Here is a 23,948-nt window from a genome sequence, read left to right as displayed (position 1 = left end):
CGCCTTCGCCGGTCTGACCTGGAAGAAGCTGTACCAGGGCCAGCGCTGAACCGCTCCTGACCGTCTCCTGAATCCTCTACAGATCGCCTGAGCTCATGATCGAGATCCCGTCCGACCTGAATCCGGCCCTCGTCCCCCTGGCCTTCCTCCTGGGCAACTGGGAGGGCGCGGGTGTCGCGGAGCTGTTCGACGCAGACGGTGGCACCGGCACCGAGAAGTGCAACTTCGGCCAGGAAGCCACCTTCACCCACGACGGCCGCGACTTCATCGAGTACACCTCGCACAGCTGGGTGCTCGACGGCGAGGGCAAGAAGGTCCGCCCGCTGGAGACCGAGAGCGGCTACTGGCGCATCGACAAGGACCGCAAGGTCGAGGTCGTGATGATCCGCGACCAGGGCATCGTCGAGGTCTGGTACGGCGAGCTCGCCGACCAGAAGCCGCAGATCGACCTGGCGACCGACGCGGTGGCCCGTACCGCGGCTGCCGGACCGTACAGCGGCGGCAAGCGGCTCTACGGCTACGTCAACAGCGACCTGATGTGGGTCGGCGAGAAGGCCACCCCCGACATGCCGCTGCGCCCCTACATGTCCGCGCACCTGAAGAAGGTCGCCGACCTCAAGGAGTGGGCGGAGAGCCTGCCGGAAGACACCCCGGACGGAGTGTCGTTCTTCAACGCGGACGGCACGCCCTACCAGGGCTGATCCGTACCACCCAGCACAACGCGCCCCGCGGGGGAAGTCCGGTGAAATTCCGGCGCTGACCCGCAACGGTAAGCGGAACCACCCTTCCGCAAGCCCGATCACCCGCGGCGGCGCCGATCCTGACAACTCGCCGTGGACTGCGAGGGGACGCCACCGGTGCCACCCGCTCCGGGCCGTGCCTCCATCCCTAGGACGGCCCGAGCCGAAGGCGGACCGCCCGTGGCACCGACCACCCAGGCCGCGCCCCGCGCACCGAGCCCGCCCGACGGGCCCGGTGCGCACCCGCGCCGGATACCCGTACCGCCCCTGATCGCCGTGGCCGCCGTACTGCTGGCCGGCTCCGTGCTGTGCGGCGTCGGCCTCGGCGCGTCCGGACTCGGCTGGGGCGAGGTGCTGCACTACCTCGGCGCCGGACTGACCGGCGGCACCCTCTCCCCCGACGAGGTCTCCCGCTACACCATCGTGTGGGAACTGCGCTTCCCCCGCGCCCTGTTGGCCGCCGTCGTCGGCGCCGGGCTGTCCGCCATCGGCGTCGCCGTCCAGGCACTGGTCCGCAACGCGCTCGCCGACCCGTTCGTCCTCGGCATCTCGTCCGGCGCCGCCGTCGGCGCCAACGCCGTCCTGATCTTCGGCGCGGCCGGCGCGCTCGGCGTCTGGGCGCTGTCCGCATCCGCCTTCGTCTGCGCGCTGCTCGCCATGATCCTGGTGTACGCGGCGGCCCGCACCGCGCACGGCCTCACCCCGCTCCGGCTGGTCCTGACCGGCACCGCGATGTACTACGGCTTCTCCGCCATCACCACCCTGATGGTGTTCTCCGCCGACCGCGGCGAGGCGGCGCGCTCGGCCATGATGTGGCTGCTCGGCAGCCTGAGCGGAGCCGGCTGGGCATCCCTCCCCGTCGCCGCCCTCGCGGTGGCCGCCGCACTGGCCTACCTGCTGCTCTCGGCCGGCCGGCTGAACGCGCTGGCCATGGGCGACGAGACCGCCGCCGCCCTCGGGGTGGACGCCGCCCGGCTGCGCCGCGAACTGTTCGTCGTCGCGGCGGCGGTGACCGGCGCGGTGGTCGCGGTCAGCGGCGCGATCGGCTTCGTCGGCCTGATGGTGCCGCACATCACCCGCATCCTGGTCGGCTCCGACCACCGCAAGGTCCTGGCCGTCGCCCCGCTGCTGGGCGCCATCCTGCTGGTGTGGGTGGACATCCTCTCGCGGGTGCTGCTGGCCCCCGTCGAACTGCCCGTCGGGGTGCTCACCGCCGTGATCGGCGTGCCCTGCTTCGTGCTGCTGATGCGGCGGCGCGGCTACAGCTTCGGAGGCGGCGCCTGATGCGGATCGACATCGAGAACCTGGCGGTCGAGATCGCCGGACAGCGGCTCGTCCACGACGTCGCGCTGACGGCGGGCAGCGGCCGGCTGATCGGCCTCGTCGGCCCGAACGGCAGCGGCAAGTCCACCCTGCTGCGCTGCGTCTACCGCGCGCTGCGCCCGGCGGCGGGCAGCGTCCGCCTGGACGGCGACGACCTGCACGCCATGACCGCCAAGGAAGGCGCCAGGCGCCTGGCCGCGCTGCCCCAGGAGTCGAGCGGCACCTTCGACTTCACGGTCTCCGAGGTCGTCGCGATGGGCCGGCTGCCCCACCAGCACGGCTCCGGACGGGCCGACGCCACCGACACCGGGATCTGCGCGCGGGCCCTGGACCGGGTCGGCGCCGCGCACCTGGCGGGCCGCGGCTTCCTCAGCCTGTCGGGCGGCGAGAAGCAGCGGGTGCTGATCGCCCGCGCGCTCGCCCAGGAACCGCAGGTCCTGGTGCTCGACGAACCCACCAACCACCTGGACATCGCCCAGCAGTTGGAGGTGCTCGCGCTGGTCCGCGACAGCCGGCTGACGGTGCTCGCCGCGCTGCACGACCTCAACCTCGCCGCCGTGCACTGCGACGAGCTGTACGTCATCGACGGCGGCCGGATCGTCGCGTCCGGGCCGCCGCACGACGTGCTGACCCCCGACCTGCTCGCCGAGGTCTTCGCGGTCCGCGCCCACCGCGTACGGCACCCCGAATCCGGCGCCGTACAGCTCCTGTTCGACCGGCTGCCGGCTCCCGCGACCCCCGCCCCTTCCGCCTCCGCGCCCGCCTCCTGAGGATCGTCATGCCCCGCCGCCGTACCGCCGCCCTGCTCTCCGTCCTCGCGCTGTCCCTCACGGGCTGCGGCGCACAGGTCGCCCACGACGACACCTCAGCGAAAGCGGCCGGCTACCCCGTCACCGTCAAGAACTGCGGAAAGCCGCTGACCTTCGACAAAGCACCCTCCCGGGTCGTCACCAACGACGTGAACATCGCCGACCTGATGTTCGCGCTCGGCCTGGAGGACCGCATGGCCGGTTACGTGATGCCCACCTACAAGGGCGACCTCGACAAGGTCGCCTGGCGGGACGCGTACGACAAGGTCCCGTGGCTGTCCAAGAAGGCGATCACCAAGGAGATCGCCCTGGACGCCAAGGCCGACCTCGTCTTCGCCGGCTGGAGCTACGGCTTCGGCGAGGGCAACGACCTCACCCCCGCCTCGCTCAAGAAGCTCGGCATCGGCAGTTACGTCCTGACCGAGTCCTGCCGCAACGGCGGCTCCGGCAGCTCCCGCGGCGTGATGCCGCCCCTGGAAGCGCTCTACACCGACCTGGAGAACCTCGGGAAGATCTTCCACGTCGAGGACCGCGCCACGAAGCTGATCAAGGACTACCGCCGGCAGACAGCCGACGTCCGCGCCAAGATCCCCAAGGACGGCCACCGGCCCTCCGTCTTCCTCTACGACAGCGGCCAGGACAAGCCGATGACCGCCGGCGCCTTCGCGGCACCGGACGACATCATCACCAAGGCGGGCGGCGACAACCTCACCAAGGACGTCAAGGACTCCTGGACCACCGTCGGCTGGGAGACCGTCGTCGAACGCGACCCCGACGTCATCGTGATCAACGACTACGGCACGCCGTCCGCCGCGCAGAAGAAGAAATTCCTGCTCTCCTACCCGCCGCTGGCCGACGTCTCGGCCGTCAAGAACCACCGGATCTTCGTCCTCGACTACGCCGACCTGGTCGAAAGCCCCCGCAACCCGGCCGCCGTCACCGCACTCGCCCGGTACCTCCGGACGGTCCACACCGACTGACGCCCCGCCCCGGCGCCACGCCCTCCTACACTGGGGGCGTGGTGACCACCGACTGGCAGAGCGACCTCCGCAGGCGCGGCTACCGCCTGACCCCCCAGCGCCAGCTCGTCCTGGAGGCTGTGGACAGGCTGGAGCACGCCACCCCCGACGACATCCTCACCGAGGTCCGCAAGACCGCGGGCAGCGTCAACATCTCCACGGTCTACCGGACCCTGGAGCTGCTCGAAGAGCTGGGCCTGGTCAGCCACGCACACCTCGGGCACGGCTCCCCGACGTACCATCTCGCCGACCGGCACCACCACATGCATCTGGTGTGCCGGGACTGCACGGACGTCATCGAGGCTGACCTCTCGGTGGCCGAGCCGTTCCGTTCCCAGCTGCGCGAACAGTTCGGCTTCGAAACGGACATGAAGCACTTCGCCATCTTCGGCCGCTGCCGCACCTGCACGGCCAAGGCCAAGGCCACCCGCACCGACTCCTGAGATGTCACAGCCGGGCCGTACGCTGACATCATGAAGAGTTCCCTGCTGTCGCTGCCCGGTGCCGTCCCCGCCGAGGCCCCCGACGAAGGCGTCGCCGCGCACTACGGCGATCTGTTCCGGGAGCAACGCGCGCTGGCGGACGGCGCCGGCTTCGTGGACCTCTCGCACCGCGGCGTCGTCGCGGTCACCGGCACCGAGCGGCTGAGCTGGCTGCACCTGCTCCTCACCCAGCACGTCAGCGAACTCCCGCCCGGCCGGGCCACCGAGGCCCTGATCCTCTCCGCGCACGGCCACATCGAGCACGCGCTCTACCTCGTCGACGACGGCGAGACGACCTGGATGCACGTCGAACCCGACACCCAGGAGGCGCTGATCGCCTACCTGGAGAGCATGAAGTTCTTCTACCGCGTCGAGGTCGCCGACCGCACCGCCGAGACCGCCGTGGTGCACCTCCCGGCCGGCTCGATCACCGAGGTGCCGCAGCACGCCGTCGTCCGCGAAACCCCGCACGGCCGCGACCTCTTCCTGCCCCGCGCCGAGCTGGAGACCTTCGCCGCCGCGCACGGCCCGGCCATCGGCATCCTGGCCCTGGAGGCACTGCGCGTCGAGGCGCACCGCCCGCGGCTCGGCCTGGAGACCGACCACCGCACCATCCCGCACGAGCTGGGCTGGATCGGCACCGCCGTGCACCTCCAGAAGGGCTGCTACCGCGGCCAGGAGACCGTCGCCCGGGTCCACAACCTCGGCAAGCCACCGCGCCGCCTGGTCTTCCTGCACCTGGACGGCAGCGAGGTCCACCTGCCACCGCACGGCACCCCCGTACGGCTCGCGTCGGAGGGCGAGGAAGGCCGTCAGCTCGGCTTCATCACCACATCGGCCCGCCACCACGAGCTGGGCCCGATCGCCCTCGCCCTGGTCAAGCGCAACGTCCCGCTGGACGCCCAGCTCAGCGCCGCCGGCACCGCAGCCGCCCAAGAGGTCGTAGTAGCGCCATAGCCGCACCGGAGACCGGCGGGCGGGCGCCCTCAGGACATGTCCGACGGTTCGCCCGACAGGTCTGGTGGCCTAGACCTCCACCAACACCGTGAACGGCCCGTCATTCGTCATCGACACCTTCATGTCGGCGCCGAACCTGCCGGTCTCCACCCGCGCGCCCAGCGCCCGCAGCTGCGCGACGACCTCGTCGACCAGCGGCTCGGCGACCGGCCCGGGTGCCGCCGCGTTCCAGGTGGGCCTGCGCCCCTTGCGCGCGTCACCGTAGAGAGTGAACTGGCTGATCACCAACAGCGGCGCCGACGTGTCCGAGCAGGACTTCTCACCCTGCAGAATGCGCACCGACCAGAGTTTCCTGGCCAGCTGCGCCGCCTTCTCCCCGGTGTCCTCGTGCGTGACGCCGACCAGCACGCACAGCCCCTCGCCGACGATCTCGCCGACCGTTTCCCCGTCCACGACGACGGACGCGCCGTCGACCCTCTGCACCACAGCTCGCATACGCGCCATCATGCACCGCCCCGCCCGGCCTTCGGACACCCGTACCCATCCGAGGGCCGTTCGGGTGTCATGGCCCTGCATACGGACCGCCCAGAGTGGCACGATGCGTGCACGTGGTGCGTTTCATGGACAACATGCCCTGGATGCCGCACCGGACGAGGGGACGGAACGATTCATGAGCACTGCCGGCGCCGGTCGGATTCCCGGCCCCGTACCACCCGCCCGTTCGACGACCACGGCAACGGCTCCCGCTGAGCCCGGCCGCACCAAGGAGGGCCCCATGCTCCAGGCAGGCCGGGCACCGCACCGCCCACCGCAGCAACGCGACCGCTTCCAGCCGGTCGTCCAGCCGGATCTCACCGCCCAGAGCCTGCCCGACCTGCGCGTACTGCGCCGCGACGCCCAGCAGGAGGAAGCCGACCTCAGCTATCTGCGGCGGCTGCTCCAGGGCCGGATCGACATCCTGCGCGCCGAGACCGCCCGCCGTACGGGGCCGCTTTCGCCACTGATCGACCGCCTGCCGGAGATCCTCACGGACGTACCGTCCAGCCACCGCTCCTCGGCCCGGCACGTCACGCTCGGCCCGCCGCACAGCGAGGAGTACCGCAGGCTCGCCGACGAGATGCTGGGCGAGGTCGAACTGTCCGACCTCACCGCCCGCACGGACCCCGAGCTGCAAGAGGGCATGGCCCGGCTGGTCCGCTACGAACAGCAGGTCTCGCACCGCCGCCAGTCCCTCCAGCGCATGGCCGACGATTGCAGTACCGAAATCACCCGCAGGTACCGTGAAGGCGAAGCACAAGTAGACGACCTGCTGTCCTGACCGGCCACCGGCCTCCGGGACCGCGGACCACTTCCCGGAAGGCCGCCGATGACCTCGCCCCGCCCGATATCCGAGCCGACCCCGGCAGACACCCCCCTGTCCCCGGTCCTCGCCGAGGTCGTCCGCTCCGGCTTCGTCGAGGGCCGGCACCGCGGCTCGCTGGTCGTGCTGGCCGCCGACGGCAGCGTCGAGACGGCACTCGGTGACGTCACCGCCCCGGTCTTCCCCCGCTCGACGAACAAGCCGATGCAGGCCGCCGCGGTCCTGCGCGCGGGCCTCGACCTCACCGGCGAACGCCTGGCCCTGGCCGCCGCCAGCCACTCGGGCGAAGCCTTCCACCTCGACCTCGTCCGCACCATGCTCGACGAGTTCGGCCTCCGCGCCGACCAGCTCGGCACCCCGCCCGACCTCCCCCTCGACCCGGAGGAGGCCGAGCACTACCTGGCGGCGGGCCAGGTACGCGACCGGATCACCATGAACTGCTCCGGCAAGCACACCGCCATGCTGGCCGCCTGCGCCCACAACGGCTGGCCCCTCGACTCGTACCTCGACCAGGACCACCCGCTCCAGCAGCTGATACTCGAAGGCGTCCGCACGGCAGGCGGCGAGGACGTCACCCACATCGGCACGGACGGCTGCGGCGCCCCGCTCATGTCCCTCTCCCTCACCGGCCTCGCCCGCGCCTTCCGCCACTTCGTCACCGCCGCCCCCGGCACCCCCGAACGCCGCGTCGCCGACGCCATGCGCGCCCACCCCGAGTACGTGGCAGGCACCCGCCGCCCCGACACCTGGCTGATGCGGGAACTCCCCGGCGTCCTGTCGAAGATGGGCGCCGAAGCCGTACAGGCCCTGGCCCTCCCCGACGGCCGCGCCCTGGCCTTCAAGGTCGACGACGGCGCCACCCGCACCCTGGGCCCGATCCTGGCCCGCACCCTGCGCCTGATGAACGTCGAATCCGACGTCCTGACCCGCATAGAAGACGCCCCCCTCCTGGGCGGCGGCACCCGCGTGGGCTCCATCCGAGCAGCCTTCTAGCCCCCACCCACCAGACGCCCCCCGCCCAAGGCCCGAAGGGCGAGGCGAAGGGAACGCCCCACCGGCGGACGGCCGTCGACGAGACCGGGTGGGTCGGAGGGGCTGTACCGGGTCGTCCCCGCAGCGACAGGTGCCCATGCCGGCAGCTTCTTGACACGTAGCCGAGGGCACATGCGTCGAGGAGACGACCCGGTGCGGCCCCTCCGACCCACCCCACCCACAGACACCACGCGACCGCCCCCGCCCCCATACAGTGGCGAAGACACCACCACCACAGCAGGAGGCCGGCGATCATGAGCGACGCGAATACCGAGCCGCAGGGGCCCGAGGCAACCGAGCACGCGCACGACCCCGAGGTGCTGCAACTGGCGGCCAAGGTGTTCGAGCTGGCACGCCACGGCGACACCGACACCATCGCCGCCTACATCGACGCCGGCGTCCCGGCGAACCTGACGAACGACAGGGGCGATTCGCTGGTGATGCTGGCCGCGTACCACGGCCACGCCGCGACCGCCGAGGCCCTCCTGCAGCGCGGCGCCGACGCCGACCGCGCCAACGACCGCGGCCAGACCCCCCTGGCCGGCGCGGTCTTCAAGGGCGAGGACGAGGTCGTCAAGACCCTGCTGGCACACGGCGCCGACCCCGCCGCAGGCACCCCGTCGGCGATCGACACGGCCCGCATGTTCCAGAAGACCGACCTGCTCAAGCTCTTCGGCGCCGAGTAGCCCCACCGGCCGCGCCCCCGGAACGGGACAGGCACCGACCAGCCACAGTTGACCTCAACCTTGATCGAGGTCCTAGCGTCTGGTTCCGACGGCAACCCCGCCGTCCCGTTCCGAGGGGCCCCCGCATGTCCGAGCACACACCCGCAACCACAACCACAACCACAACCACCCACCGCTACACCCTCGCCGTGATCATCGGCAGCACCCGTGAGGGCCGCTTCGCCCCGGTCATCGCGAACTGGTTCGCCCAGCACGTCGCCACCCACACGCACATCGACCTCGACGTCATCGACCTCGACACCGTCCGCCCCTACGAACTCCGGCACGGCAGCAAGGAGTTCACGGCATTCTCCGAGCGCGTCGAGGCGGCGGACGCCTTCGTGGTGCTCACCCCGGAGTACAACCACTCCTTCCCCGCCCCGCTCAAGCACGCCATCGACATGCTCAACCCCCAGTGGCACGCCAAGCCCGTCGGCTTCATCTCGTACGGCGGCATCTCCGGCGGCCTGCGCGCCATCGAGCAACTGCGGCTGGTCTTCGCGGAGTTGCACGCCACCACGGTGCGCGAGACGGTCAGCTTCCCGCTCGCCTGGAACCTCTTCGACGAAGAAGGCCGGCTGCACGAGCCGGAGGCCGCGACCCGCGCCGCCGACACCCTGCTCGGCCAGCTGACCTGGTGGGCCCTGGCCCTCCGCGAGGCCCGCACACTGCGCCCGTACGGCGCGTAGACGAGCAAGTCCGAAGCGGTGTCTGCCTGGCGGGGCCCAGCCGCACCCACCGCTCCGCCTACTCCGCATCCACCCCGATCGCCCGCTCCACAAGCGCACTGACCAGCCCGTCCGTCTCCTCGTCCGGCACCACACCCGGCAGTGTCAGCTGCTCCAGCATCAGCCCCGTCATCGCGAGATAGATGAGCACCACGGCGGTGCGGTCACCCGGCAGCCCGCCCTCCAGGTGGAAGCGGATGTCGTCGTCGAGCGTCTCGCGGACGGCCCGGGTCAGCTCCGCGCGCAGCTCGGGGCGCCGGGTCGCCTCCAGGCGCAGCTCCAGCATCGCGAGGTAGCCGGTGCGGTGTTCGGTGACCCGCCGGTTGATCCACCGCATCAGCTCCGCCACCAGTTCGCGGCTCGGCGGCGCCTTCATCACCTCGGTGACCTCCGCCGGGTCGGGCGCGATGCTCCGGTGGATCCGCCCGGTCACCTGGGCCAGCAACTCGTCACGTCCCGCGAAGTAGTTGGACGCCGTGCCGTGGGGCACCTCCGCCGCGGCGTCGACCGCCCGGAACGTCAGCCCGCGCGCACCCTCGCGCGCCAGGACGTCGATGGCGGCGTCGACCAGTGCCGCCCGCCGCTCAGGGTTACGCACCATCCGGATCTCCTCCCGAAAGCCTTGCCCACTCACACCAACCACTCCAGGCATAGCACTATGTCTGGAGTGGTTGGCTCGGCGGATGCACCGCCGACGCACCGCACACAGGGAGACCCCATGCAATTCCAGAAACTCGGCGTGGCCGTGCTCAGCGACGACGTCGCGGCGAGCGCCCGCTTCTACACCGAGCACTTCGGCTTCACCCCCGTCGCCGAACTCGACTGGTACGCGAGCCTGCACCACGACGCGCACCCGTCCTACGTCCTCGACTTTGTGCAGCGCGGCCACCCCGCCATGCCGGACGGCTTCCGCACCCAGGACACCGCGGGCCTCTGCCTCGGCTTCCAGGTGGCGGACGCGGCGGCGGAGGAGGCGACGCTGCGCGCCGCGGGTGTGGAGATCGCCGAGCCGCTGCGGGACGAGCCCTGGGGCCAGCGCAGGTTCAACGTCTGGGGCCCGGAAGGCATCCTCATCGAGGTGCTCCAGACCATCGATCCGGACCCGCAGTGGCTGGCGGCACAGGGCCTCTGACCCCCGCCCGCCGGTCCCGGCCCTCAGCCGAGCCGCCGTGCCGTGGCCACCCGTACCGTCATCGCGCACGGAACCCGCCCGTCCGGCAGCGCCGTTGCCACCGCCTCCGCCGCGAAGCGGGCCCGCAGCCCCGCGGTGACCGCGGGGTCGAGCGGCCCGATGTCGTAGATCCCGCCGACCGTCCGCCACACCAGGTCGGGCGGCCCGGTCAGATCGATCCGTACGCTCTCCCACCGCACGGGCCCGAAGCCGGCCGGGCCGAAGATCTCGTCGAAGCCCTCCGGGGTGCGCAGCCGCCGGTCGCCGAGCCGGGGGATCCGGCGGGCGGCAGGCGCCGCGTCGAACAGCGGCCTGGCCAGCCGCAGGAACAGCTCGTACGCCTCGCCGCCCGCGGGCCCGCCCCCGATCACCGCGGCCAGGGTGCCGCCAGGCTCCAGCACCCGCGCCAGCTCGGCGGCGACCCGCTCGGCCTCGTCCATCAGCATCAGCGCCATGTGCGTGACGCATCCGTCGAACTGCCCGTCAGCAAAAGGGAGTTGCTGTGCCCGGCCGACCCGCAAGTCCGCCGCCGCCACCCCGGGACGGCGCCTGGCCAGGGCCAGCTCATCGGCGGACAGGTCGATTCCGGCGAGTTCCCTGCCGGGGTCGGCGGCCAGCAGTTCCAGGAGCAGCCCGTCGCCGCAGCCGAGGTCCAGCACCCGGCGGCGGCCGGTCACGGCGTCCCGCAGGATCTCGTAGCTGGAGCGGCCGTCGGCGGCCAGGCCGCGGGCCATCGCCCGTGCGGTCACCGCCGGGTGTGCGGCATGGAACGCCCGCAGAAAGTCTTCCGGAACCGTCGTCACCCCCTGAGCGTAGGAGCCACCGCCCCCGCGCACAGCCGTTTCCGTCGCACCGGCGGGCGCCGGGGCTCACCCCTCCACGAGCGTCATGCTGCCCGCGTCGTACCGGGTGCCGGCGATCTGGCCCGCCGGGGCCGCCGCGTCGATGGCGGCCAGTTCGATGTCCGTCAGCTCCACGCGCAGCGCGCCGATGTTCTCCTCCAGGTACTTCTGGCGGCGGGTGCCGGGGATCGGCACCACGTCGTCGCCGCGGTGCTGCACCCAGGCCAGCGCGAGCTGCCCGGCCGATACGCCCTTGTCGGCGGCGAGTTCCGTCAGCTTCTCCACGATCGCCAGGTTCTGTTCGAGGTTCCCGTCGGCGAACCGCGGCTGGGTGCGCCGCAGGTCGGAGTCCGGGAGCCCGTCGAGCGAGGTGTAACGCCCGGTCAGGAAGCCGCGGCCGAGGGGCGAGAACGGCACCAGGCCGATGCCGAGCTCCCGGCAGACCGGCGCGATGGTCTCCTCCAGGTCCCGGGTCCACAGCGACCACTCGCTCTGGAGCGCCGTGATCGGATGCACCGCGTGCGCCCGCCGCACGGTCTCCGCGCCCGCTTCGGACAGCCCGAGATGGCGCACCTTGCCCGCGGCGACCAGTTCGGCCATCGCGCCGACCGTCTCCTCGATCGGCACCTGCGGGTCGACGCGGTGCTGGTAGTAGAGGTCGATGTGGTCGACCCCGAGCCGGCGCAGCGACGCCTCGCACGCCTGCCGTACGTAGGCCGCGTCGCCGCGGACGGCGGCCGGTTCGCCGATCCGGTTGACGAAGCCGAACTTGGTCGCGATGACCGCCTCGTCGCGCCGCCCCGCGACGGCCCGGCCGATCAACTCCTCGTTGTGGCCCGCGCCGTAGAAGTCGGAGGTGTCCAGCAGGCGCACGCCGAGGTCGAGCGCCCGGTGGATCGTCGCGATCGACTGCTCGTCGTCCGCCGCGCCGTAGCCGTGGCTCATTCCCATGCATCCCAGGCCCTGGGCCGAGACCGCCAGCTCACCGAGCCGACGCGTAGGCATCCCCGTCATCCTGCTACCTCCTGGTGCGATGTGCTGCCGCGGCGTCGGGGCTCGCCCCGACGCCGCCTTTGTGACGATAGAAGTTCGAGTGCGCTCCAAGTCAACACCGGTCCACAACGGCCGGGTTGACCTGCCTTTCGGCCACCGCCCGTCACGCGGCGGGCACCGAGCCGACGAGGCCACCGTCGATGACCAGGTCCTGCCCCGTGATGTACGCGGCGTCGTCGGACGCCAGGAACGCGACGGCCGCCGCGACGTCGTCGGCGTGGCCGAGCGCGCCGAGCGGGACCTCGGCGGCGTTGCGGGCCTCGGCGTCCGGGTCGGGGTTGGCGTCCCGGTACATCTCCGTGTCGATGTAGCCGGGGCTCACCGAGTTGACCCGGATGCCGCGCGGCGCGAGTTCGGACCCCAGGGTCCGTGCGAGGTTGTGCACCGCCGCCTTGCTCGCGGAGTAGACGGAGGCGATGGGCAGCCCGCGGTACAGCGTCCAGGAGGCGTTGACGACGAGGGCGCCGCCGTCCCGCAGCAGCGGCAGCGCGGTCTGGAAGGTGAAGAAGACGCCCTTGAAGTCGACGTCCACGATGTGGTCGAAGTCGTCCTCGGTGATCTCGGCGCTCGGCTTGAAGACGCCGGTGCCCGCGTTGGCGAACACCACGTCCAGGTGGCCGCGCCAGGTCTCGATCTGCCGCATGAGGTGGTCGAGGTCGGCCCGCGACGCCACGTCGGCGCGGACCGTGAGCACCCGTCCGGGCGCGGTGTCGAGCCGGGTGGCGGCGGCGTCCAGGCGTGCCTGGTCGCGGCCGGTGATGGCGACGTACGCGCCTTCGTCGAGGAGTCGCCGTGCGGTGGCAAGTCCCATGCCGCTGGTGCCGCCGGTGATCAGGGCCGTCTTGTTCGTGAATCGCTTCATGCCGACGATCCTGGGCCGCCGCGCCCGCCCGCGGCAGTGCCGGCTGAACCTGGGTCTGCCACCACCACCTTGGGGCCCCGGCCGGTCAGCGGGCCGCCGCCTCCGGCGTGCCCTGGAGCGCCGCGAGCCGTTCCGCGGTCCGGCTGTCCGGCGCCGGGGTGTGCAACAGCAGCCGGTGTCCCGGCAGTTCGGGCACCGGCAGCGAGGTGTAGTCGAAGACCAGCTCACCGGCCTCGGGGTGGTTGAGGGCCTTGATGCCCTGCGTCGCGCTGCCGACCGGATGTTCGGCCCAGATCTCGGCGAACGCCGGGCTGGCCGCGCACATGTCGGCGGCCAGCCTGCCGAACTCCGGGTCGTCGGGGTAGCGGGCGGCGTCCGCGCGGAACTGCCCGGCGACCTGCCGTGCCGCGTCCTCCCAGTGGCAGAGCGCGGCGCGGTAGCGGGCGCTGGTGAAGAAGGTCACCAGGCAGTTGTGGTCGGTGTCGCCGTACCCGAAGACCAGCCGGGCGGCGCGGTTGACGGCGACCAGGTTCCAGTGCCGGTCGACGACGTACGCGGGGCGCGGCAGCCAGCCGTCGATCACCCGCCGGAGGCCGTCCGGCACGTCCTGGTCCTTCGGCGGCGACGGCGGCGGGTTGAGCCCGGACAGCAGGTACAGGTGCGCCCGCTCGGCGTCGTCGAGCCGCAGCACCCGGGCGACGGCGTCCAGCACGTCGGCCGAGACGTTGATGTCCCGGCCCTGTTCGAGCCACGTGTACCAGGAGACCCCGACCCCGGCGAGCACCGCCACCTCCTCGCGGCGCAGCCCCGGCGTACGCCGCCCGGCACCGGCCGGCATGCCGACGTCGGCGGGTGTCAGTCGGGCCCGCCGGGAGCGCAGGAAGGCACGTATTTCGGAGCTGCGGCGCTGCCGTGCGGCTGCCGGGAGCCGTGAGATGTCCATGCCGCCATGCTAGGAAATCCCGCCACCCGGGCCCGCACCGCCGCGTTCCGGACGCCCGCCGCTCCCCCGCCCGATACCGAAATCCCCGTCCACACCGGCCAGTTCGGCACTGACGTCCCACAGCCGCTCCCCGACCGCGGCATCGGCGAAGTGCCCCCGTACGGCTTCGGGCCTGGGCGCACCGCGCAGTCCGAACACCCGGGGGCCCCACATCTGCCCGCCGCGCACGGACGGGTCGAGCACCGCCCGCACGGCGGGCCACGCGGCGGCTTCCTTGCCCTGGAGCAGCAGACCTGCGGGCGCGCCGCGCAGCCGCTCGCCGGTGGTCCGCTCCCGTACCCGCGGGCGGTCGGGGGTCAGGGAGTCCAGCGCGCCGCCGGGATGGGTCACCACGCTCAGCGTCGTGGCGCCGGCCGCCCGCAGCCGGCGGTCGAGCGCGAAGCCGAAGAGCATCTGCGCCAGCTTCGAGCGCGCGTAGGTGTCCTTCGGCCGGTAGTCGCGGGTGCTCTGGAGGTCGTCGAGGTCCAGCCGGACGGACCTGGCGGCGAAGCTGCCGGTGGTGACGACGCGGCTGCCGGGCGCGGCGGACAGCAGCGGCATCAGCCACCGGGTCAGCGCGAAGTGGCCGAGGTGGTTGGTGGCGAACATCGCCTCGTGCCCGTCCGGGGTCTCGCTGCGCCGCGGATCGTCGAGCAGCACCCCCGCGTTGTGGACGACGGCGTCGAGACCGCCGGGGCCGAGTGCGTCCACGGAGCCCTCCAGGGACGGCAGATCGGCGAGGTCCAGCGGGAGGTGGCGCAGCCGCGCGCCGGGGACGCGGGCGCGGATCGCGTCCATGGCGGCGGCGGCCTTCACGGCGTTCCTGCTGCCGAGCACGACGGTGGCCCCGGTACCCGCGAGCTGCTCGGCGACGAAGTACCCGATCCCCGCATTACCCCCGGTGACCAGGAACTTCTTGCCCTCGGCCGGCGGCAGCCGGTGGACGTCCCACGGGCTGCCCTGGTCGGCGACGGTCATGGCGGTCTCCTCGCGCTCGGCGTACCTGCACTCCCACGTTCCACGGCGGGGACCGCCCCACGGGACGACTCCCGCCGCACCCACAACGTCCCAGCCCCCGCCGACACCACGCCGACACCCGCACCCCACCGCCGACAACGATCCGACACCCGCCCGCGCGTCCCTCCCCCGGGCACACAACACACCCCCCCAGGAAACTACTTTCCAGTGTGGAAAATATATGCCAGGATGACGAGCGTGAGCCGGTCACGAAGCCCGGCCCGCGCAGCCGACCACACAAGCGGTCAGGAATGACCGGTCGCACCCACGGCAACACCAGGAGCGCTCCATGCCGGCACAGGAGAACACCCCCGACGGCGGCCCGTACGCCACCGCCCCGTCGGCCGACAGCGCGGCGAGCGCCCTCCAGGACGTCGACACCGCCCGCACCCGCGCCGCGCTCCGGGCCCGCCTCACCCCCGCCTGGTTCGGGCCCACGGCCGCGGCGGTCCTGATCCTCCCCAGGGCCGGTGACATCTGGGGCGACGGCAAGGGCGCCGCGGCGCTGCTCTCGCTCCTGCTGTCGCTCGCCGGGCTGGTGGCGGTCTGCGTACTCGTCCGCGCGGGCCGACGCGGCAGCGGGGTCATGGTGACGGAACCCTGGGGCGCGCGCGTGATGCGGAACCGCGTCCCGGTCATCGCCCTCGTCGCGGCCTTCGGCCTGGCCTTGCTGGCGTGTTGGCAGCTCGGGGCCGACGAGCCCACCACCCGTGTCGTCGTGTCCTTCGTCGCGGCCATCGGCGTCTGGGCGGCGCGCCTGTGGCGCAACGCCACGATCAAGCAGCAGCTGCGGGACCTGGCATGACCACCGGACCCGGTACGCCGGAGCCGGTCGGGCCCGCGCTCGACGACACGATCCACCACCCCACCCGCCTGGCCGTCGCGGCCTTCCTCTCCGCCTGTGACGAAGCGGAGTTCGCGGCGGTGCGCGACTGCTGCCAGGTGTCCGACTCGGTCCTCAGCAAGACCGCGTCCGCGCTGGAGGCCGCCGGGTACGTCGACATCCGCAAGGGCTACGTCGGCAAGCGCCCCCGGACCTGGCTCTCCCTCACCCCCGAAGGCCACGACGCGCTGACCCGCCACCTCGCCGCACTCCAGAACATCGCCACCGCGGCCCAGGACGCCGGCGCCCGCGTACGCACCGGACGCGACGGGCCGCCGTCCGGCTCCGTTCCGCACTAAGGAATGGATCACGAAGTGGCCCCCTTCAGCACCCGGGAGGGGGGACGTAGGAGGTGCTCGACTTCGACGTCGTGCCGCCTGCGGGAGATCGGCGTCCCGCCACAGCGCGGCAGAGCGAGGAAAACGAGGAATACGCGACATCGCAACACGCGAGCGCACCAGCCCTGAGGGCGGATCACTTGCGAAGTCGAGAACGGTACTCGCCAGGGGCCGTGCCTCGGGAACGTCTGAAGGCACGGCTGAAAGCGTGCGGAGAGCCGTATCCGACCGCGCCGGAGATCGACTCGACCGGCTCATCGGTATCGCGGAGCCGGACGGACGCCAGGTCGATGCGCCACTGCGTCACGTACGCGCCCGGCGTCTGTCCGAGGGCGGACCGGAAACGTCTTGACAGCGTCGCCCGGGAGACGCTCGTCGCAGCGGCCAGGGTCTGTGTGGTCCAGGGGTGTTCCGGTTGGGCGTGGACACACGCCAGAGCGTCGCGCACGACCGGATCACGCATCGCTCCCAGCCATGAGCCGGACTGCTCCTGCGGGTGGCGGGCCAGCCAGGCGCGTACGAACTGGACGAGCAGAAGGTCGATGATGCTGTTGACGGCGGCGGTGGTGCCGATCTGCGGCTGTGCGAGCTCCGCAGCGAGAAGTTCGACGGTCCTTCTGAGCTGCGCGTTCTCCCGGGCTGTGACGTGCATCGGCCGAGCGAGGGAGGTAAGCACCGGTGTGCGCACCTCCGGGTCCTGCTCGTAGCGCAGCACGATCACTTCCGTCTGCACCGGCGCCGAGCCCAGACGCAGGGCTCGGCCATCGCCGAAAGACCGGGCCGCCGCTTCACGGTCGCAGGAACCCATCGTCACGCCGGCGCCGCCGGCTATCCCGTGTGCGGTGCCCGGCGACACCAGGACGGCGTCTCCGGCCTGCACCTGAAGAGGTTTCTCGCCTGGGACGTGGAGCCACATGGTGCCGCGGGACACCACGTGCAGTGCCGCTCCTGGAGCGGAGTCCAGCCGCAGGCCCCAGGTTCCTCCGGCCTTCAGCATGACCCCGAGCGCCCCGCGCGCACCCGAAACACGCAAGACCTCCGCCAGCACATCCATGGGTCCATTCTCGTCCCCCACGGCGAACCGCCCACCGGCGGACGAGGCGCAGGTGTCCTCGTCCACAGCGTCAGGCCACGTCAAGAACGGCCTTTCCGTGCACCTTCCGCGCGAACAGCGCCTGGACGGCGTCGTCCACGTCCCGCCAGTCGCCTCGCAGTCCGACCGGTGCCGAGAGCCTCCCGGCGGCCATGAGGCCCAGCAGGTCCGTCAACTCCCCGCTGGTCGGCGTCATGTCGCCGTAGGTGGCGATGCTGCGGGGCTCGCCGAAGCCGAACAAAGTCCCTGACGGGAACGTGGATTCCTGCCCCGATGAGTAACCGACCAGGTGGATGGTGCCGCCCTCGGCGAGGGAACTCCAGGCCTGGGCCACCAGTGGTCCGCCGACCGTGTCCAGGACGAGGTCGAACCGGTCCCCGGTCTCGGCCAAGTCGGTCAGGACCTTGTCGGCGCCGAGTTCACGGAGTCCGGCGGCCCTCTCCGGCGAACCGACGAGTGCCGTCACCCGGGCGCCCGCCAGCGCCGCCAGCTGGACGGCGAAGTGCCCCACGCCCCCGCTGGCGCCGGTGATCAGAACGTTGCGCGCCAGCAGGGAACGCGTGCGCAGCACCCGGAAGGGGGTGACTCCGGCGATCCCCAGCGCGGCGGCGTCGGCCAGGCCCACGCCCTCGGGGACGGTGCCGAGCGATGCGGGGCTGACCGCCACCCGCTCCGCCCACGCGTGGGGAGCCATTCCCACGGCGACGCGCGTACCTTCGGGCGGCCCCGAGCCGTCGGACGCGGCGCGCACCACGACGCCGGCCGCGTCGTGACCGTGCACAGCGCCGGCCGGCCACTGATCCACGTAATTCAGCTCTCCGAAGTTGAGACCGATGTGCCGTATCTCCACCAGCGCCTCACCGGCGGACGGTACGGGCTCATCGACATCGGCGAACCGGACGGGTCCGGCCTCACTGTGATCGACCACAAGGGCGCGCATAAGGGGGGTGTTTCCTTCTCTCGTGGGTGCGCCTGAACACTCGGCGCCGCGGCGGATCGAGTGCGCACCTGCCGCACTGCCGTCTCCTTGAAAACCCTACGCAGGACCGGGACAGCGACCAGACCCGTGAGAATCAATCAGTTGACGATCTGTGTCAGTGCGATGAGCGGGCCAAGAGCATCGAGGCGTAGCCGCGGACGCCGCCCGGCCGGTTGTCCAAGTCCGTTGCGCTCCTTCGTCGTTCGGATGCGCAACGTGTACCGGCCGGACCGAGCGGCTGACGCAGACCGCTCCGGCGAGTCGTCCCGCAGTACGGTCAACGCCTCTGACGCCGGAGGTCAGGCAGGCGGCCGACCGCCCGCTGACCGCCCGCCCGTTGAGAAGTCGTACACGGAGCATTCGGTGACCGGGACGTATCCGATGCGCTGGTAGAGGGCGTTGCTGGTGGCGTTGGCGGGGTCCGCGTACAGCACCACGTCCGTCGCGCCCGCGGCCAGTGCGGCCCGGCTCACCTCGGCCGTCACGGCGCCCGCGTAGCCACGCCCCCGGAGGTGAGCCGGGGTGTGGACGGGATCCACCCGGACCATGCCGGCGACCATCGAGGTCACGGCCGCCATGGAGACGGGAGTGCCGTCCGGCGTCTCCCAGAACGTGAAGTGCCGGTCGGCGAAGCGCGATCCGGCCCAGGAACCGGCGGGGACCTCTCCGACGGCAGCGCAGAACTCGCTGCACCAGCGCACGAGTTGCTCATGGTCCCGCTCGCCCGCGACCCGCCCCCGGCCCTCCGGAAGCGGCTGCGGCGGGGTGAGCGCGCCGAGCCGGTACAGCCGGATCCGCTTGCTGAGCGTCGGCACTGCGCCGGTGCGCCGCTGCCACGCCCCGGCGAACGCGGTGGCGGTGCCGTGGTCCGCGCTGACGTAGGGAAGGGAGTGCCCGAGGGCGGCCAGGCGGGCGGCGAGGGTGTCGGCCTGCCCGGCGGTGAGGGGGGTGAGGGTCAGGCCGCGGGACGGAAGGCGGTAGAAGGCGGCGCGGACCTCACCCGCCCGCTCCAGCCGACCGAAGACGGTGGCCCCGGCGCCGTACGCGTCCGCCCCGCACGTCCGCAGTCTCTCGATCGTCGTCAGCGGCGTGTTGTGCAGGGCGGGCCGTGAGCGCAGGAAGTCTCCGGCTCCGGCGAGGAAGTCGTCGAGGTCTTCGGTGAGTTGCCAGCCATCCGGTCGCATGCTTCATGGTTCCCCTCGCGGTGGCTCGTGGACTCGCCCGACGAGTGACGCATCAGTCCTGCTCGTGCCCGGTGAACATGTCGACCAGGGCCTGGGGCAAGTTGGCGGCGAAGGACTCCTCGTAGTGGAGGAGGCCATCGGCGGCGACCGCGGCGCTACGGGGGAACATGTCCTGCTCATACGCGCCGAGCGCGGCCTCGACGTCGTCGGGGTGCGCGGCGATGGCCTTGCCGAGTTCGGCGCCGTCGAGCATGGCCAGGTTGGCGCCTTCACCGTTCGGGGCCGAAAGGTGGGCGGCGTCGCCGAGCAGGGTCACCCCCGGCACCCGCTCCCACCGGTGCTCGATCGGCAGGGCGTGATGGGGGCGCAGGACCGGCGCGGTGTCGCCGTCGGTGATCAGCGCGGTCAACTCCGGGGCCCAGCCGTCGAATTCCCGCGCGATCCGCGCGGTGGCCGCGGCGGCATCGGTGAAATCGATGGCGGCGAACCAGTCCGGCGACTCGGTGAGCGACACATAGGTGTGCAGGGTGTCGCCGCTTTCCCGGTGCGCATGGATCTCCTTGCCCGACGCGGGCGCCATCAGCGACCCGCCGCCGACCGCTTTCGCAGCGGCGGGGTGCCGGGTGTCGGCGTCGAAGAGGTAGATCTCGACGAACGACGTACCGGTGTACTCGGGTGTGGCGGCGGAGAGCAGCGGCCGGACCCGTGACCACGCACCGTCGGCGCCGACCAGCAGGTCCGCGTCGACGGTGGTGCCGTCGGCGAAGGCCACCTCGTGACGGCCGTCGCCGAGTGCGCGGACGCCGCTGACCTTGTGCCCCCACCGCACGGTGCCGTCCGGGAGCGAGTCGAGCAGCATCTGCCGCAGCTCGCCGCGCTGCACCTCGGGGCGTCCGCCCGTGCCGTCGTCGGCCTTCTCGAACAGGACGGTCCCGTCCCGGTCGAGGATCCGCATGGCTTGGCGGCCCTCCAGGACGATGCCGCGGAACTCGTCCACCAGACCGGCCGCCGCGATGGCGAGCTGCCCGTTGTAGTCGTGGATGTCGAGCATGCCGCCCTGGTTGCGCGCCATCGGCGAGCGCTCCGCTTCGTAGACGGTGGCCGGTATTCCGGCGACGTGCAGGACGCGGGCGAGCGTGAGGCCGCCGAGTCCGGCGCCGATGATCGTGACGGGAGTGCGCATCGTGGCTCCTTCGGGATCGAGGCCGCCCGGTGAGATCCGGCCGGCCTCTCTGGTACGCCATTCCAATCATGGAACGGCGTACCAGACTGGAACAGCGCTCCAGGCGTGTCAAGATGGGTCGCATGGCAACGCGGACACGCCGGTCACAGCGGCGCACGGAAGCGCTCTCCCGCGAGCGCATCGTCGAGGCCGCCGTCGAACTGCTCGACGCGGCGGGCGAGAGCGGACTGACCTTCCGGGCACTGACCGAACGCCTCGCCACCGGGCCCGGCGCGATCTACTGGCACGTGGCGAACAAGGACGAGCTGCTCGGCGCCGCCACCGAAGCCGTCGTCACCACCGCCCTGACCAGCGGGCCCACCGAACCCCCTGACTCACCGCAGGACGGGATCCGTGCCGTCGCGCTCGGCCTGTTCACCGCGATCGAGCAGCACCCGTGGCTCGCCCCGCAGCTCGCCGTGCAGCTCTCCCGCAACCCCTGGGGGTCGGTGACGCCGCGACTCTTCGAGAGCATCGGCCGGCAGGTCCGCGCGCTCGGCGTACCCGAGGGCAGCTGGTTCACGGCGGCCTCGGCGCTGGTGCACTACATCCTCGGCGCGGCCGGCCAGAACGCCGCGAACGCCCGCGTCGGCAAGCTCCACACGAACCGCAGCGAGTTCCTCGACACCGCGTCGACGGCATGGCAAGAACTCGACCCCGACGCCTACCCGTTCACCCGCGCCGTCGCCGACCAGATGCGCGACCACGACGACCACGAACAGTTCCTCACCGGCATCGACCTCGTCCTCACCGGCATCACCGCCCTCCATCTGCCCGGCGGACAGCTGGACACCCCGCCCGCCACCTGAGCCGGGCGAGGCCGCCCCTTCGGTGGCGTGTGTCACCGCGCCGCAGCTGAGCTTGCAGGCAAGTTGGCCGCATGCAAGCGCCCCGGCCCGAGAAGCGGGCAAGGTCAGGACTGCGCGGTCCGGAACGCGAGATACCGGCTGAAGGCTTCGTGGCTGTCGGGGGTGAAGCGCCACTCCAGCAGGGCCGACCGCAGTTCCGGCTCGGTCAGCCAGCCATGCCAGGCGACCTCATCAGCATCGGCGGCCACGGCGTCCGGCACCACGGCTTCGTGCACGCCGAGCCAGTGAGGGCTCAAACCGCTGCGGTTGAGGAACGTGAACAGCAGGCGCGGCAGCACACGAATGCCCAGCTCTTCGGCCAGCTCTCGCGCGGCGGCCTGTTCATAGGACTCACCGACATCCACGGCGCCACCGACCACGACCTCGTAGAGCCCGGGGAAGCGCGACAGCTGCTCCGACCGCCGGTGAACGAGGATCCGCCCATGCTCATCACGACACACCGTCACGGCGACCCGGTGCAGCCAACCCTCCCGGATGGCCTGCCGGCGGCTGACCGCCACCCCCAGTACACGATCTTGGTCGTCGACACGCTCCACCAGTTCGTCCACGACGCACACCCTGGCAGGGCCCACTGACAACACCGCTTCTCGGGGCCCCGTGGAGGCCGCGCCGCGGCCGGGCCTCACCCGACCGCTACACTTCCGCAAGCACTTGCTTGCAATAGTTAGCACGCTGTTGCACGATGGCGGCATGGCCTCACTCAACGTCGGCAACCTCGGAGAGTTCCTGCGGGAACAGCGGCGCACCGCGCAGCTGAGTCTGCGGCAGCTCGCGGATGCCGCGGGGGTGTCCAACCCGTACCTCAGCCAGATCGAGCGCGGGCTGCGCAAGCCGAGCGCGGAGATCTTGCAGCAGCTGGCCAAGGCGCTGCGGATCTCCGCCGAGACGCTGTACGTGCAGGCCGGGATTCTCGACGAGCGGCAGGGGCTCGACGGTGTCGAGGTGCAGACCGCGATCCTCACCGACCCCGCGCTCAACGAGAAGCAGAAGCAGGTCCTGCTGCAGATCTACGAGTCGTTCCGCAAGGAGAACGGACACGGGAGCGGCGGCACGGACGGCACCGAGAGTGGGCACGACGGCGAGCGCGGCGCGGAGCCCCGCGCCGCAGAGGCCGACGGCGTCCCGCACACCACGCCACCTGAGCACACGACGTCCCGACAGCAGGAGGAACCACGTCATGGCCATCACCGATGACCTCCGCAAGACCCTGACCGACCCGACCCCGCTGTACGCCATCGCCGGCACCGCCGACCTGGCGGCCGAGAAGCTCGGCGAGGTCCCGGTCCTGGTCGAGAAGATCAAGGCCGAGGCGCCCAAGCACTTCGAGGCGGTGCGCGCCACGGACCCCAAGGAGGTCCAGGAGCGGTTCGCCAAGCAGGCCAAGGACGCGCAGGACAAGCTCACCGACCTGCTGGGCACGCTCGACACCGACCTGAAGAAGATCCGCGAGCAGGCGCAGGGCCTGGCGCTCCAGGGCGTCGGCCGGGCGGCCGAGTACGCGGTGCGGGCCCGTGAGACGTACGACGGGCTGGCCGAGCGCGGCCGGGGCGCGGTGCAGAACTGGCGCGGCGAGGCCGCCGACCAGGTCGAGGAGCTGGCCGTCGTGATCGAGCCCGAGCCGGCCCCGAAGACCGAGCCGAAGTCCGTCCCGAAGGCGAACGGCACGGCGAACGGAACCGCGGGCAGCAAGGCGAACGGCAAGGCCGCCACGAAGCCCGCGGCCAACGGCTCGGTGCCGAAGCCGACGGCGAAGCCCGCCGAGGCGAAGAAGGCCGCGCCGCGCAAGCCGGCCACGAAGAAGAGCACTCCGCCGCCGGCGCAGTGACGATACGGCGGACCGCGTACGGGCCGGGCACACTCCAGGTGCCCGGCCCGTTGTCCGGGTACGGTGGGCCGCGTAACTGCGAGTCGAGACGGTGGTGGAGAGCGTGCTGATTTACGGGTTCCAGAGCATTCTGAGCTGGGTGCAGCTGGCTCTGGGGGTCTACGCCGCCGTGATGCTGATCGACGCGGCCGTGCGCCGCGAGGACGCGTACCGCGCGGCGAGCAAGCAGACCAAGGGCATGTGGCTGATCTTCCTGGTCATCGCCACCGCGCTGCTGTTCCTGCTGCCGCTGATGTCGTTCCTGCCGATCATCGGCGTGATCGCGGTGATCGTCTACACCGTCGACGTCCGTCCGGCACTCAAGCAGGTCACCGGCGGCGGGGGCCCGCGCCGCGGCGGCTCCAGCTCGGACGGCCCTTACGGCCCCTACAACGGCGGCCGGTGAGCGGGCGC

Annotated in this window: 29 protein-coding genes and 1 riboswitch; of the genes, 17 read left to right on the top strand and 12 right to left on the bottom strand. The window is 71.8% G+C overall.

Annotated features, from left to right (window positions below):
• Positions 1-95: 95 nt before the first annotated feature.
• From ACIBK8_RS30750 to ACIBK8_RS30725, 6 genes are all read left to right on the top strand, one after another.
• Positions 96-701, top strand: coding sequence for an FABP family protein (locus ACIBK8_RS30750; protein WP_399045411.1), 606 nt, complete (start codon positions 96-98; stop codon positions 699-701).
• Positions 702-731: 30 nt separating this feature from the next.
• Positions 732-805: riboswitch (cobalamin riboswitch) on the top strand.
• A 115-nt stretch (positions 806-920) separates the two neighbouring features.
• Positions 921-2,024 (top strand): FecCD family ABC transporter permease, encoded by a 1,104-nt coding sequence (locus ACIBK8_RS30745; RefSeq protein WP_399045409.1) that lies wholly within the window; start codon positions 921-923, stop codon positions 2,022-2,024.
• Positions 2,024-2,833: an ABC transporter ATP-binding protein gene (locus ACIBK8_RS30740; RefSeq protein ID WP_393688048.1), complete on the top strand. Its 810-nt coding sequence runs from the start codon at positions 2,024-2,026 to the stop codon at positions 2,831-2,833. Before ACIBK8_RS30745 ends, ACIBK8_RS30740 begins: the two co-directional genes overlap by 1 nt.
• Positions 2,834-2,841: 8 nt before the next feature.
• Positions 2,842-3,852 (top strand): ABC transporter substrate-binding protein, encoded by a 1,011-nt coding sequence (locus ACIBK8_RS30735; RefSeq protein ID WP_399045408.1) that lies wholly within the window; start codon positions 2,842-2,844, stop codon positions 3,850-3,852.
• A gap of 38 nt (positions 3,853-3,890) precedes the next feature.
• The gene (locus ACIBK8_RS30730; RefSeq protein WP_399045406.1) at positions 3,891-4,334 is read left to right on the top strand and encodes a Fur family transcriptional regulator; all 444 of its coding nucleotides are present in this window, start codon (positions 3,891-3,893) and stop codon (positions 4,332-4,334) included.
• Between the two features lie 30 nt (positions 4,335-4,364).
• Positions 4,365-5,330, top strand: a complete 966-nt coding sequence (locus ACIBK8_RS30725) for a YgfZ/GcvT domain-containing protein (RefSeq protein ID WP_399045404.1) — start codon at positions 4,365-4,367, stop codon at positions 5,328-5,330.
• A 69-nt stretch (positions 5,331-5,399) separates the two neighbouring features.
• Here ACIBK8_RS30725 and dtd read toward each other — a convergent pair whose 3' ends face one another.
• A complete protein-coding gene (gene dtd / locus ACIBK8_RS30720) occupies positions 5,400-5,825 on the bottom strand; it encodes a D-aminoacyl-tRNA deacylase (RefSeq protein ID WP_393688041.1) in 426 nt (141 codons plus the stop codon).
• A gap of 175 nt (positions 5,826-6,000) precedes the next feature.
• On the opposite strand from dtd, the gene ACIBK8_RS30715 reads away from it, so the two are divergent.
• The 4 genes from ACIBK8_RS30715 (at position 6,001) to ACIBK8_RS30700 (ending at position 9,136) form a co-directional block, all read left to right on the top strand.
• Positions 6,001-6,648 (top strand): ABC transporter substrate-binding protein, encoded by a 648-nt coding sequence (locus ACIBK8_RS30715; protein ID WP_399045402.1) that lies wholly within the window; start codon positions 6,001-6,003, stop codon positions 6,646-6,648.
• A gap of 48 nt (positions 6,649-6,696) precedes the next feature.
• Entirely contained in the window at positions 6,697-7,683 is a 987-nt protein-coding gene (locus ACIBK8_RS30710) for an asparaginase (RefSeq protein ID WP_399045400.1), read from the top strand.
• A gap of 293 nt (positions 7,684-7,976) precedes the next feature.
• Positions 7,977-8,408 carry an ankyrin repeat domain-containing protein gene (locus tag ACIBK8_RS30705; protein ID WP_399045398.1) on the top strand — a complete coding sequence of 144 codons (432 nt, stop codon included), beginning with the start codon at positions 7,977-7,979 and terminating at the stop codon, positions 8,406-8,408.
• 125 nt (positions 8,409-8,533) lie between these two features.
• Positions 8,534-9,136, top strand: a complete 603-nt coding sequence (locus tag ACIBK8_RS30700) for an NADPH-dependent FMN reductase (RefSeq protein WP_399045397.1) — start codon at positions 8,534-8,536, stop codon at positions 9,134-9,136.
• Between the two features lie 58 nt (positions 9,137-9,194).
• Here ACIBK8_RS30700 and ACIBK8_RS30695 read toward each other — a convergent pair whose 3' ends face one another.
• Positions 9,195-9,776, bottom strand: coding sequence for a TetR/AcrR family transcriptional regulator (locus ACIBK8_RS30695; RefSeq protein ID WP_399045395.1), 582 nt, complete (start codon positions 9,774-9,776; stop codon positions 9,195-9,197).
• A gap of 117 nt (positions 9,777-9,893) precedes the next feature.
• Here ACIBK8_RS30695 and ACIBK8_RS30690 point away from each other — a divergent pair, with 117 nt between their 5' ends.
• Positions 9,894-10,307 (top strand): VOC family protein, encoded by a 414-nt coding sequence (locus tag ACIBK8_RS30690; RefSeq protein WP_399045393.1) that lies wholly within the window; start codon positions 9,894-9,896, stop codon positions 10,305-10,307.
• A gap of 23 nt (positions 10,308-10,330) precedes the next feature.
• Here ACIBK8_RS30690 and ACIBK8_RS30685 read toward each other — a convergent pair whose 3' ends face one another.
• From ACIBK8_RS30685 to ACIBK8_RS30665, 5 genes are all read right to left on the bottom strand, one after another.
• Complete coding sequence (locus ACIBK8_RS30685; protein WP_399045392.1) at positions 10,331-11,149, bottom strand: class I SAM-dependent methyltransferase; 819 nt, start codon at positions 11,147-11,149, stop codon at positions 10,331-10,333.
• A gap of 66 nt (positions 11,150-11,215) precedes the next feature.
• Positions 11,216-12,202 carry an aldo/keto reductase gene (locus tag ACIBK8_RS30680; RefSeq protein WP_399045390.1) on the bottom strand — a complete coding sequence of 329 codons (987 nt, stop codon included), beginning with the start codon at positions 12,200-12,202 and terminating at the stop codon, positions 11,216-11,218.
• A gap of 142 nt (positions 12,203-12,344) precedes the next feature.
• Positions 12,345-13,103, bottom strand: a complete 759-nt coding sequence (locus ACIBK8_RS30675; protein ID WP_399045388.1) for an SDR family NAD(P)-dependent oxidoreductase — start codon at positions 13,101-13,103, stop codon at positions 12,345-12,347.
• An 85-nt stretch (positions 13,104-13,188) separates the two neighbouring features.
• Positions 13,189-14,046 (bottom strand): helix-turn-helix transcriptional regulator, encoded by an 858-nt coding sequence (locus ACIBK8_RS30670; RefSeq protein WP_399045386.1) that lies wholly within the window; start codon positions 14,044-14,046, stop codon positions 13,189-13,191.
• Positions 14,047-14,055: 9 nt separating this feature from the next.
• Positions 14,056-15,063 carry an SDR family NAD(P)-dependent oxidoreductase gene (locus tag ACIBK8_RS30665; protein ID WP_399045385.1) on the bottom strand — a complete coding sequence of 336 codons (1,008 nt, stop codon included), beginning with the start codon at positions 15,061-15,063 and terminating at the stop codon, positions 14,056-14,058.
• 328 nt (positions 15,064-15,391) lie between these two features.
• Here ACIBK8_RS30665 and ACIBK8_RS30660 point away from each other — a divergent pair, with 328 nt between their 5' ends.
• Both ACIBK8_RS30660 and ACIBK8_RS30655 read left to right on the top strand, forming a co-directional pair.
• Complete coding sequence (locus ACIBK8_RS30660) at positions 15,392-15,907, top strand: hypothetical protein (protein WP_399045383.1); 516 nt, start codon at positions 15,392-15,394, stop codon at positions 15,905-15,907.
• Positions 15,904-16,284 (top strand): winged helix-turn-helix domain-containing protein, encoded by a 381-nt coding sequence (locus ACIBK8_RS30655; protein WP_399045381.1) that lies wholly within the window; start codon positions 15,904-15,906, stop codon positions 16,282-16,284. The genes ACIBK8_RS30660 and ACIBK8_RS30655 overlap by 4 nt, the downstream gene beginning before the upstream one ends.
• Before the next feature lie 175 nt (positions 16,285-16,459).
• On the opposite strand, the gene ACIBK8_RS30650 is transcribed toward ACIBK8_RS30655, so the two are convergent.
• The 4 genes from ACIBK8_RS30650 to ACIBK8_RS30635 form a co-directional block, all read right to left on the bottom strand.
• On the bottom strand, positions 16,460-17,377 hold the full coding sequence (locus ACIBK8_RS30650) for a cupin domain-containing protein (RefSeq protein ID WP_399045379.1): 918 nt from the start codon (positions 17,375-17,377) through the stop codon (positions 16,460-16,462).
• A 70-nt stretch (positions 17,378-17,447) separates the two neighbouring features.
• Entirely contained in the window at positions 17,448-18,356 is a 909-nt protein-coding gene (locus tag ACIBK8_RS30645; RefSeq protein ID WP_399045378.1) for a zinc-binding dehydrogenase, read from the bottom strand.
• A gap of 338 nt (positions 18,357-18,694) precedes the next feature.
• Positions 18,695-19,579 (bottom strand): GNAT family N-acetyltransferase, encoded by an 885-nt coding sequence (locus ACIBK8_RS30640; protein ID WP_399045376.1) that lies wholly within the window; start codon positions 19,577-19,579, stop codon positions 18,695-18,697.
• Positions 19,580-19,631: 52 nt separating this feature from the next.
• Positions 19,632-20,762: an FAD-dependent oxidoreductase gene (locus ACIBK8_RS30635; protein ID WP_399045375.1), complete on the bottom strand. Its 1,131-nt coding sequence runs from the start codon at positions 20,760-20,762 to the stop codon at positions 19,632-19,634.
• A gap of 122 nt (positions 20,763-20,884) precedes the next feature.
• Here ACIBK8_RS30635 and ACIBK8_RS30630 point away from each other — a divergent pair, with 122 nt between their 5' ends.
• Entirely contained in the window at positions 20,885-21,610 is a 726-nt protein-coding gene (locus ACIBK8_RS30630; RefSeq protein WP_399045374.1) for a TetR/AcrR family transcriptional regulator, read from the top strand.
• Positions 21,611-21,714: 104 nt separating this feature from the next.
• Here ACIBK8_RS30630 and ACIBK8_RS30625 read toward each other — a convergent pair whose 3' ends face one another.
• Positions 21,715-22,218, bottom strand: a complete 504-nt coding sequence (locus ACIBK8_RS30625; protein ID WP_399045372.1) for an NUDIX domain-containing protein — start codon at positions 22,216-22,218, stop codon at positions 21,715-21,717.
• Between the two features lie 142 nt (positions 22,219-22,360).
• Between ACIBK8_RS30625 and ACIBK8_RS30620 the strand changes: the two genes are divergently transcribed.
• The 3 genes from ACIBK8_RS30620 to ACIBK8_RS30610 all read left to right on the top strand — a co-directional run bounded on the left by ACIBK8_RS30620 (position 22,361) and on the right by ACIBK8_RS30610 (position 23,940).
• On the top strand, positions 22,361-22,864 hold the full coding sequence (locus ACIBK8_RS30620) for a helix-turn-helix domain-containing protein (RefSeq protein WP_399045370.1): 504 nt from the start codon (positions 22,361-22,363) through the stop codon (positions 22,862-22,864).
• Entirely contained in the window at positions 22,848-23,495 is a 648-nt protein-coding gene (locus tag ACIBK8_RS30615) for a hypothetical protein (RefSeq protein WP_399045369.1), read from the top strand. Before ACIBK8_RS30620 ends, ACIBK8_RS30615 begins: the two co-directional genes overlap by 17 nt.
• A gap of 103 nt (positions 23,496-23,598) precedes the next feature.
• Positions 23,599-23,940 (top strand): DUF2516 family protein, encoded by a 342-nt coding sequence (locus ACIBK8_RS30610; RefSeq protein ID WP_399045367.1) that lies wholly within the window; start codon positions 23,599-23,601, stop codon positions 23,938-23,940.
• Positions 23,941-23,948: the final 8 nt, after the last annotated feature.

The organism is Streptomyces sp. NPDC050161 (assembly GCF_044460025.1).
GTDB lineage: Bacteria > Actinomycetota > Actinomycetes > Streptomycetales > Streptomycetaceae > Streptomyces.
This window is presented reverse-complemented; position numbering and strand designations above follow the sequence as displayed.